Consider the following 10,054-nt stretch of genomic DNA (forward strand, 5'->3'; position numbering starts at 1 on the left):
TCATCTGACCCCTGATCAGGCCCCCTGATCAGGCCGGCTGAGCGAGCGCCGCCTTGAGCACGGTGCCATAAGACGTCGTCGGTCGCCCAAGGATACGCGACAGCACCTTGCCCTCCGTGAGCAACACCCCCTCGGCGGCCCGGGCATCGGCATCAGCCAAAACCGCGGCGACCGGCCCGGGCAAGCCGGCCTGCACCATGCCGCTCGCCAAGGCATCCTGCGGGATGTTGACGAACTGGATGGACTTGCCGCTCAGGTGCGACAGCGTCTGCGCGAACTCCGTCATGGTGAAGGAGTTGTCCCCGCCCAGTTCCAGGGTTTGGCCGTCATACCCGCCCTTGAGGACGATGGCGGCGGCGGCGGCATAGTCCGCCCGCGTGGCGGGCGAGAAGCGGCCATCGCCAGAGGCGCCGAAGATTTGCCCCGTCGCCAGCGCCGGCCGCAGGTTCATCAGGAAATTCTCGATGTACCAGCCGTTCCGGATGAGGGTGTGGGGAATGCCGCTGCGCGCCAGCATCGCCTCGGTCGCCACATGCTCCTGACCGATCACCATCGCCTTGGCCGCCGCGCCGACCAGGGAGGTATAGGCGATGAAGCCCACGCCGGCCGTCTTCGCCGCCTCCACGACATTCTCATGTTGGGCGACGCGGCGGCCAATCGCGGAAGAGGAGATGAACAGCAAACGATCGACGCCGGAAAAAGCGGCGACCAGCGACGCCCGGTCATCGTAATCCCCGCGCCGGGTGGCGATACCCTGGGCCGCATACGCCGCTTCCGCCGCGTCCGAGCGAACCAACGCGATGATCTCTGAAGGATCGACGATGGTTGCGAGATGTCCGACCGCAAGCTGGCCCAACTGGCCCGAAGCGCCGGTGACGAGATAGGTGGTCATGGAGAAGCCTCTCGGTATAAATGATCGCAGGTCTCAATTAGGGACCTTTCGATTTCGCAACAAGGAGGCAGGTTATCGTGACCACGTTACCTGAGAGTAACCTGGGCGCGGGGTCGCGGCGCGCGCGCATCGCCGCCTGGCAGGCCGAGGGGTTTGACCCGCACAATTGCCCCATCCGCAGCATATTGGATCAGATCACCGCCAAGTGGACCGTCCTCATTCTTCTCGAGGTTCAGGAAGAGCCCAAGCGTTTCAACATGTTGCTGCGATCGCTGCCGGATATCTCGCGGCGCATGCTGACGCAGGGCCTGCGCGATCTCGAACGGAATGGATTGCTGCGGAGGACTGTTTTCGATACCCGGCCACCGGGCGTCGAATATGCGCTGACCGAGCTGGGGCGCGCCCTGATGACGCCCTTGCTGGCGCTCGTCGACTGGGTCGCCGCCAATCGCGAGAGCGTTTACGATTCGCGGCGACGATTTGACGAAGAGTAAGAACACCGGTCACCGGGTGACTTCCAGGCACCCGTCGCGTCAAGGCGACAGTCTCCGGCGGAGAGATCCTCTTCTATTTAAATCCAATTAGTTATGATGACCCTGATCCAACCGCGCCAGGTGGGGCGCCTGGGCGGCGGCATCCAGGAAAGAGCCGGTGATGCTGTTGCGGGCCAGTTGCGCCAATTGCCCCCGGTCCAGGCCCAGGGCCGTCGCCACCCGCACGTAGTTGTCCAGCAGGTAGCCGCCGAAATAGGCCGGATCGTCGGCATTGACCGTGGCCCTCAGGCCCAGGTCCAGCATGCGCCGCAGGGGATGCGCCTTCAGGCTGGGCACGACGCAGAGCTTGAGGTTGGACAGCGGGCACACCGTCAGCGTCGTACCCTGGTCCACCAGGCGGCGGGTCAGATCGGCATCCTCCAGCGCGCGGTTGCCATGGTCCAGGCGGTCCACGCCCAGGATGTCCAGCGCCTGCCAGACATAGTCGGGCGGCCCCTCCTCCCCCGCGTGGGCCACCAGCTTCAGCCCCCGCTCCCGCGAGGCCTGGAAGACGCGCGCGAACTTCGACGGGGGATTGCCCACCTCCGACGAATCCAGCCCCACGCCCGCGATGCGGTCCAGATAGGGCTCCGCCGCCCTTAGCGTGGCGAAGGCCGACTCCTCATCCAGGTGGCGCAGATAGCAGAGGATGAGGTGGGCGGTGATGCCCAACTCCCTCTCCGCCGCCGCCATGCCGGCCAGCAGGCCGTCGGCCACCACCGGGAAGGGGATGCCTCGGTCGGTGTGGGTCTGGGGGTCGAAGAAGATCTCGGCATGCACGCCGCCGTCGGCGGCCAGCCGGCGGAAATAGGCCAGCGCCAGGTCGCGGAAATCCTCTTCCGTGCGCAGGACCTGGGCGCCCTGGTAATAGATGTCCAGGAAGTCCTGAAGGTTGGTGAAGGCGTAGGCGGCCCGCACCTCCTCCACCGTGCGGAAGGGCAGCGCCACGCGGTTACGGCGGGCGAAGGCGAACATCTGCTCCGGCTCCAGGCTGCCTTCGATGTGCAGGTGCAGCTCCGCCTTGGGTAGGCCGCGGATGAAATCGGCCAGGGGTAGGGCAAGGGTATCGGTCATGGTCGCTCCTGATCCCCGGGGGACCACCCCCGGGGATCGCTGGTCTTCAGAAATGGGTGGAAAGTTCCACGCCGTAGGTGCGCGGGTTGGTGAACACGCCGGCGTAGCCGTTGACGTTCACGGCGCTGGTCAGGACGGAAGCGTCGGTGATGTTGCGTACCCAGGCCGCGACCTGGGTGCGGCCGAAGCGATAGCCCGCCCGGGCCCCGCCCTCCCAATACCCCTGCCCCCGGAATTGCGGCTGAACGAAGCTGGTCAGCTGGAAATTCTCATCGCCGCGATAGGTCCAGTCGGTACCCAGGAACACCTCCCGCCCACCGCCCAGCGGATAGGTGTAGTCGGCCGTCAGCGAAGCGGTCCACCGGGGGGCGAAGGGAAAGGGCTGGCCGGCGATGTCCAGGGGGTGGCCGGGATTGCGGGGGTCGTCCACCTCCGTCGGGCCCTGGATCTCAGTCTTCACAAAGCCGAGATTGGCGCCCAGCACCAGGCCGTCCGTCACCTGCAGCTTGCTCTCCAGCTCAAAGCCGGTGCCGACACCGCCCTTGGCGTTGATCAGGCGGATGATTTCCTGCCCCGCCGCCAGGGTGCTGTAGGCCACCAGTTGCTGGTTGCGGTAGACGTAGTGGAAGACCGAAAGGTCGGTACGCAAGCGCCGGCCGAAGAAGTCGCCCTTCACCCCGGCCTCGTACGAGGTCACCGTTTCGGGATCGGCCTTCTGCAACGGGTCGAACATGGCCTGCCCCGTGATCACGCCGGCGTGGTACCCCTCCGCAACGCGGGCATAGAGGTTGATCTGGTCATCCAGGCGGTAGGCCACGCTGCCGTCATAGGTGAATTTGCCCCAGCGGCCGTCGGTGCTGGAAAACCGGGGCAGGAACCAGGGGCCGGGGCCCCGGCCCGCCACCTTGTAAAACGGATCGGTGGCGAAGTTGGGGAAGGCCGCGAGGTCGGTGGGCTTGGGCGTGAAGGAGGAGGAGTCCTGCCAGAAGTCCACCGCATCGACGGTGTAGCGCAGTCCGGCCGTCAGGGTCAGACGCTCGGTGGGGGAATAGTTGGCCTGGCCGAAGGCCGCACCGCTGTGACTGCGCTGGCGCGCCCGCTGATAGGCGCCGAAGCCGGGCATGCCATCCGCCGTCTGGAAGCTGTTGTTGGCTGTGGTGTTCCAGTAGTTCAGATCCTCGGAGAAATAGTAGAGGCCGCCCTGCCAGCCAAAGGGCCCGCCGGGCTTGGAGGCGAGACGCAGTTCCTGCGTCACCTGCGTCAGCCCGTCGACGTCGGACGCGTTGACCAGCGCCGGCCGGGGGGAACCATCCACGTCGCCGACACTGAACATGCTGCCGGTCAGCCAGGCGGTGATGGAGGTCAGGGTGACGTCGTCGAATTCATAGGCGGCGTTCAGGGTGACACCGCGCGTGGTCACCTTCTGCCGGTTGTTGTTATCGCTCTCCTCCGCGATGTCATACTTGTCGAAGGGCAGGACGCCGACGGTCGCATCGGTGCCGGCGCCGTGGAACAGCGTGGAGGTGCCGTCCAGTGAACGGCCGAACGCCTGGACCAGGGCGGTGAAGCGCTCGCCGGGCTTCCACTGCACCTGCACCCGCGCCGCCAGGTCGTCATAGCCATCCAGCTTGTTCCCCGTGACCACGTTGCGCACCCACGGGTCGCGGTGCTGATACAGGACGGACGCCCGGGCGGCGAGGCCGTCGCCCAGGCTGCCCCCCACCGCCGATTCCGCAGTGTAGCTGCTGAAGTTACCATAGGTGACATCGGCATAGCCCTCGGTCGCGTCCGTGGGCTTGCGGGACACCAGGTGGACGGCGCCCGCCGTGGTGTTCTTGCCCCACAGCGTGCCCTGGGGACCGCGCAGCACCTCGACCCGTTCCAGGTCGAAAGCGGGCATCCCCTTCAGCACCGGGTTCTCCAGCACGACGTCGTCATAGTACAGCGCCACCGGCTGCGAGGCGTTCAGGGTGAAGTCCTCGTTGCCCAGCCCCCGTATGTAAAAGCGCGGATAGACGCGGCCAAAGGTGGACTCCGCGTTCAGGTTGGCCACGCGCCCGGACAGCACCCGGATGTCATCACCCGACACCGCCAGACCCCGCATGTCGTCGCCGTTCATGACGCTGACGGACAGCGGCACCTGCTGCAGGTCCTCCGTCCGTTTCTGCGCCGTGACCACGATCTCCTCCAAGGCGGGCGGGCCGTCTGCCGTCTCCGCCGCCCGCGCGACCGCCGCCCCTTCCCCCGCCGCCAACGCCACCAGCGCCGCCGCCGTCGTCACCCTCATGAGTCCCATCGTTTTAACTCCCATCGTTCATGCCCCGTCCGTTGCCGCCACGCCATGACCCTGGCGGTGCAGTCTGCTTTAATTAAACGTTTCATTTATAAGGCGCAAAAAGACGTGCCCGGTGGCTCAGCGCCGCCGAACTGATTCCCTGTATTTCCTATGCTTGCCTGGCACTACCCGCCCGTCAAGGTGGGATTGTAGATTTTTAATCGATTCATAAAGGTTCGGCGCTTGACGGACTTTCACCGCCCTCGTCAACTGGGCACAACCATGCCCCTTCCCATTTCCAGCGGGATTCGGCTGAAATACGCCACAAACGATTAATCACCCCCGCCAACCCAGAGACCCCGATGACCAAGGATGAAAACAGCGCCAAACGCCCCACCCTGAAGGACGTGGCGCTGGCCGCGGGCGTGTCGGTGGCCACGGCGTCCTACGCGCTGAACGATGTCGGTTCCGTGGGCGGAGACACGCGCCGCCATGTGCTGGAGGTCGCGGCGCGCCTGGGCTATCGCCCCAACCTCAGCGCCAAGGCCATGCGGACGGGTAAGACCAGCGCCATCGGCCTGATCCTGCCCGACCTGACCAACCCCTTCTTCCCGGCCTTGGCCCAGAACGTCGTGCATGCGGCACGGGAAAGCGCCTACAGCGTCTTCGTCACCGACACGCAGGGCTCGCCCGAGGCCGAGCGCGCCGCCGCCCAAGCCCTGATCCAGCGCGGGGTGGACGGCCTGATCTGGTTCCCCATCAATGACGAGGACACGCTGGCGGACCTGACCGGCGGGCTGCCGGTGCTGGTGCTGGACCGCGACAACCCCCGCCACGACCTGATCCAGATCGACGTCGATTCCGGGGGGCGCATGGCGGCCGAGCGGCTGATCCGGGCGGGGCACCGGCGCATCGGGGTCATTTCCGGCCCGACCGACGTGCGCAGCTCCCGCCAACGGTCCGAGAGCAGCGCCGAGGTGCTGCGCCGGCACGACGCCCTGGCCTGGCACCTGCACAACGCCTATTCCTTCGACCTGGAACCGGCGGTGGCCGCCGCCGTGGCGGACGGGTCGGTCACGGCGCTGTGCGTGGGTGCCGACCTGATCGCGCTGGGCGCCATCAACACCCTGCGCCAGCGGGGTCTGCGCGTGCCGGAGGACGTTTCCATCATCGGGTTCGACAACATTCCCTACGGCGCGTTGGCCTTCCCCGGCCTGTCCACCATCAACATCCCGGTGGAAGAGATGGGGATCGAGGCGGTGAACACCCTGTTGCGCCGCATCGCCAAGCCAACGGAATCCCGGCGCCGCCTGGTGTTCGACGTGACCTATGTCGAACGCGGCACCGTGGCACCCCCGCCCGCCCCCTGAACTCTGCCCCCTGCCCCTGCCCCTGCCCCTGCGGTGGCGGACCAGAGCAGCCGCTTTTCATGACATTTGAGTGAAACGTATAAGTTGACATTGCGCACCTGTCGCGCATTAAATATGAAACGTTTCATCAGAAGCCCGCACCGAATGGAGCCACCGCGGCGGGGGCCGCGGAGATCACGGCGGGGGCCGAAACCAAGAAGGGGTATTGGGGCATGAAGCGGATGACGGGGCGCCGGACGGCGACGCGGAGAAATGAACTGACCAGGGCAGCCTTGGCCGGCGCCTCGCTCTGGATATTGGCTGGGGCGGTGTCCGGGATGGCCAGTGCGGCGGAGGCGACCGGGTCCGACGACTCCCCCTTGGATGACATCGTCATCACCGCCCACAAGCTGGGCATCGGCGAGACGCGGGCCAACAGCATCGTCGACGCCGAGGCCATCAAGGAGCTGCCACCCGGCCTGGATCCCCTGAAGATGATCAACCGGGTGCCCGGCGTGCTGGTGGGGTCCAGCGACGCCATGACTGGCAGTTTTTCCATGCGCCTCAGCATGCGCGGGCTGAACAAGGAGCAGATCGGCGTTTCCGTCGACGGCATCCCCAACGGCTCCACCCTGTCCAACGGCGGCACCATGCCGTCACGCCTGATCGACGGCGGCAACCTGGAACGCATCTCCGTTTCCCAATCGGCGGGTGAGATCGGCACGCCGTCGAACCAGGCCCTGGGCGGCTACATCGATTTCCAGAGCCGCGACCCCGCCGCCACCGCCGGCGGCGCGGCGGAGCTGTCTGGCGGCGACGTCGGCTACCGCCGCGCCTTCGGCCGCCTGGACACGGGTGAGATCGCGCGCGGCCTGACTGCCTATCTCAGCTATTCGCATGAGCAGCTGAACACCTGGCCCGGCGCCCAATCGGGCGAGAGCAAGCGCGACCATGTCGATTTCAAGATGGTGAAGGAGTTCGACAACGGCGCCAAGGTCAAGGCCAGCTTCAGCTACAACAACCTGTCGGATAACGATTACGACGCCGTGGCCCTGCGCGCCATCAGCGCCCCCTTCTACAAGGCCAACTTCGAGACCAATCCCAACACCGACGGGCTGACCGACGCCTGGACCGGCGACCCCAACATCGACCAGAACAACCGCAAGACACGCGGCATCGACAGCCGCGAATACTTCAGCCACATCGATATTTCGACACCCCTGACGGACAATATCTCCTTCTCCGTCAAGCCCTACTACCATCATGAGGAGGGGGCGGGCTGGTTCTATGTGCCCTACGTCCAGCTACCGGCCAACGGCCAGCTCTACAGCGCGGTGGCGCCCGGCGGCAAGGCCACCGGCACGGTGCAGGAATGCTACGCCAACCAGTACGCCCATACCGCCAGCGGCGCCCTGATCCCGGTGGCGGCCGTCACCTACCCCGGCGGCACCAGCGCCGCGTCCTTGAAGGCCGCCGGCTGCCCGGCCGCCGCCAAATACCAGATGAACCCCACCAGCCAGTGGGGCGCCCGCGAAGCCTCACGCCGCAAGGGCGGCTATGAGATGGATCGCGAGGGTGGCCTGAGCGAACTGAAGGGCACCATCGGCGATAACCAGGAACTGCGCGCCGGCATCTGGGTGGAGCATATCGACCGCGCCAAGACCCGCAATTGGTACAAGGTCACCGATCCCAAGATCAGCGACGACTACAGCGACAGCGGCCTGTACTCCATCACCCAGGATCGCCACTACGCGTCCGACACGCACATGTATTACGGCCAGTACAAGCTGCGCTTCCTGGACAGCAAGGCGGAGGTGTCTGCCGGCCTGACCTACCAGGATTTCGATGAGACCTACCGTTCGCCGGTGGAGTTCGCCGGCACGCGGGAACTGAGCGTTCATTCCGACGTGCTGCCCAAGGTGGGCCTGCTGTACCACGTGACCGACAGCCTGGAACTGTTCGCCAGCGGCTCGCGGAACTTCAGCGCCCTGCCCGACAGCGTGTTCGAGGGCACCGCCGCCATCGACAGCAAGAAGGGCATCCAACCGGAGACCTCCACCAACTACGACGTGGGCGCCCGCTGGGCCCTGGGCAATTTCGGCTTTTCCGTCCAAGGCTACTGGATCGATTACGACAATCGCATCTCCATCCAGAACGGCAACCCGGACGGCGACATCTTCAGCCGCGACGCCACCACCACCTTCCTGAACCAGGGCGGCATCACCTCCCGCGGCGTGGAACTGACCGCCACCGCCCAGTTCGGCGCCGTCGACCTCTACGGCAACTACGCCTTCAACGACGCCTTCTACAAGGTGGCGACCCTGGCGGAGGGCATTGCCAAGGGCGACCCGGTGCTGGGCCAGCCGCGCCACAGCCTGTATGGCGAGGTGGGCTGGCGCCCCATCGACCCGCTGCGCCTGATGGTCAACGCCCGCTATGTCGGCCGCCAGGCCGGGACCTACGGCGCGGTACAGAACACGGTGGTGGCCAGCGGCCCGGCCTATTACCCGCGGGAATACATGCCGGCCTACACCCTGGTGGGCCTGTCAGCGACCTACCGCCTGGACGATGGATGGACGGGCCCGCTGCACGACACCGAGATCGCGGTGAACGTCGACAACCTGTTCGACCAGCACTACCTGGCCGGCATCGGCATGGAACTGACGACCAGCAATCCGCTGACGTCCGGCCGCTATTTCCTGGGCAGCCCGCGCACCTTCGTCGTGACCCTGCGCACCAAATACTGAGCCTGACACGTAGAGCCTGACCGGGCCCCCGCCGTCACCGGCGGGGTCCTCGACCCCGAGGATACCGATGTTCAACCGCCGTTCCTTGCTGGCCGCCACGGGCGCCACGCTGCTGACCCGCCTGGGGCGGGCGGCCCCGGCGCCGAGTGTGGCCGGGGAACGCCTGACGCGCATCGCCTTCGGCTGCTGCGACCATCCGGAAATGGCGCAGGACATCTGGCCGGCCATCGCCGCGACCGACCCCGACCTGTTCCTGTTCCTGGGCGACACCGTCTATGCCGACGACGCCGTGACGGCCAAGGCGGGGATCATCCCGGCCCTGGCCGAAATGTACCAGCGGCTGGACGCCTCCCCCGAGTTCCGGGCCTTCCGCGCCCATGTGCCGATCGAGGCCACCTGGGACGACCACGATTATGGCGTTCATGACGGTGGCGCCGATTTCCCCGGGAAGGACGCCGCCCGCACGCTGTTCCTGGACTTCTTCCAGGTGCCCGCGCACGACCCGAGGCGGACGCGTCCCGATGGCGTCTACCACGCGCTGGAGCTGGGGCCGCCGGAGCGGCGCGTCCAGATCCTGTTGCTGGACCTGCGCTACAACCGCAGCCCCTTGCTGCGCCATGACGAGCCGGAACGCACGGCCAAGAGCGGCTTCGGCCCCTATCTGCCCAACCTGGATCCGGCGGCCACCATGCTGGGACCCGTGCAATGGCGCTGGCTGGAGGCGCAACTGCGGCGACCGGCCCGGGTTCGCCTGGTCGGGTCCAGCGTCCCCTATGCCGCCGGCCACCGGGGCTATGAGGCCTGGACCAACTTCCCCCTGGAGCGTCAGCGCCTGGCCGACCTCATCGCCCGCACCGGCGCCGGCGGCGTCCTGTTCCTGAGCGGGGAGGTGCATTACGGCGAGATCAGCGTCCTGACGCGGGGCACGCCCTATCCCCTCTATGACGTCACCAGCAGCGGCCTGACCCACTATTGGCCCTTGCCCGGCCCCAACCTCAACCGCCTGCCCATAGGCACCGTGGCCCAGCGCAATTTCGGCATGATCCACATCCTGTGGGAGGCGCCGGAACCCCAGGTGGTGATGGAGGTGCGGACGGCTGATGGCGGCATCGGCATCCAGCATACGGTGGCCCTGGACAGCCTGCACCCCTGAAGCACGCTTTTGCCATTTCCCAAGAAAGACG

General features: G+C 66.5%; 7 protein-coding genes. 4 read left to right on the forward strand and 3 right to left on the reverse strand.

Annotated elements, in window-relative coordinates; genetic code table 11:
* Positions 1-28 precede the first annotated feature (28 nt).
* Positions 29-892 carry an SDR family oxidoreductase gene (locus tag UCD39_RS15500; protein WP_330496861.1) on the reverse strand — a complete coding sequence of 288 codons (864 nt, stop codon included), beginning with the start codon at positions 890-892 and terminating at the stop codon, positions 29-31.
* Positions 893-969: 77 nt separating this feature from the next.
* Here UCD39_RS15500 and UCD39_RS15505 point away from each other — a divergent pair, with 77 nt between their 5' ends.
* The gene (locus UCD39_RS15505) at positions 970-1,386 is read left to right on the forward strand and encodes a winged helix-turn-helix transcriptional regulator (RefSeq protein WP_330496862.1); all 417 of its coding nucleotides are present in this window, start codon (positions 970-972) and stop codon (positions 1,384-1,386) included.
* Positions 1,387-1,473: 87 nt separating this feature from the next.
* On the opposite strand, the gene UCD39_RS15510 is transcribed toward UCD39_RS15505, so the two are convergent.
* Positions 1,474-2,499, reverse strand: coding sequence for an adenosine deaminase (locus UCD39_RS15510; protein WP_330496863.1), 1,026 nt, complete (start codon positions 2,497-2,499; stop codon positions 1,474-1,476).
* A gap of 46 nt (positions 2,500-2,545) precedes the next feature.
* Positions 2,546-4,786, reverse strand: a complete 2,241-nt coding sequence (locus UCD39_RS15515) for a TonB-dependent receptor (protein WP_330496864.1) — start codon at positions 4,784-4,786, stop codon at positions 2,546-2,548.
* A 350-nt stretch (positions 4,787-5,136) separates the two neighbouring features.
* Here UCD39_RS15515 and UCD39_RS15520 point away from each other — a divergent pair, with 350 nt between their 5' ends.
* The 3 genes from UCD39_RS15520 (at position 5,137) to UCD39_RS15530 (ending at position 10,023) form a co-directional block, all read left to right on the forward strand.
* Positions 5,137-6,144, forward strand: coding sequence for a LacI family DNA-binding transcriptional regulator (locus UCD39_RS15520; protein ID WP_330496865.1), 1,008 nt, complete (start codon positions 5,137-5,139; stop codon positions 6,142-6,144).
* 212 nt (positions 6,145-6,356) lie between these two features.
* Positions 6,357-8,870, forward strand: coding sequence for a TonB-dependent receptor domain-containing protein (locus UCD39_RS15525; RefSeq protein WP_330496866.1), 2,514 nt, complete (start codon positions 6,357-6,359; stop codon positions 8,868-8,870).
* Positions 8,871-8,937: 67 nt separating this feature from the next.
* Positions 8,938-10,023 (forward strand): alkaline phosphatase D family protein, encoded by a 1,086-nt coding sequence (locus tag UCD39_RS15530; RefSeq protein ID WP_330496867.1) that lies wholly within the window; start codon positions 8,938-8,940, stop codon positions 10,021-10,023.
* The last annotated feature ends 31 nt before the right edge of the window (positions 10,024-10,054 follow it).

Source organism: Nitrospirillum karajorum (genome assembly GCF_036348415.1).
Classification (GTDB): domain Bacteria; phylum Pseudomonadota; class Alphaproteobacteria; order Azospirillales; family Azospirillaceae; genus Nitrospirillum; species Nitrospirillum amazonense_B.

Excerpts from the sequence above, each read along its gene's own strand:
- UCD39_RS15500 (WP_330496861.1), bottom strand. The coding sequence starts at position 892 with ATGACCACCTATCTCGTCACCGGCGCTTCGGGCCAGTTGGGCCAGCTT.
- UCD39_RS15525 (WP_330496866.1), top strand. The coding sequence starts at position 6,357 with ATGAAGCGGATGACGGGGCGCCGGACGGCGACGCGGAGAAATGAACTG.
- UCD39_RS15530 (WP_330496867.1), top strand. The coding sequence starts at position 8,938 with ATGTTCAACCGCCGTTCCTTGCTGGCCGCCACGGGCGCCACGCTGCTG.
- UCD39_RS15510 (WP_330496863.1), bottom strand. The coding sequence starts at position 2,499 with ATGACCGATACCCTTGCCCTACCCCTGGCCGATTTCATCCGCGGCCTA.
- UCD39_RS15515 (WP_330496864.1), bottom strand. The coding sequence starts at position 4,786 with ATGAGGGTGACGACGGCGGCGGCGCTGGTGGCGTTGGCGGCGGGGGAA.
- UCD39_RS15520 (WP_330496865.1), top strand. The coding sequence starts at position 5,137 with ATGACCAAGGATGAAAACAGCGCCAAACGCCCCACCCTGAAGGACGTG.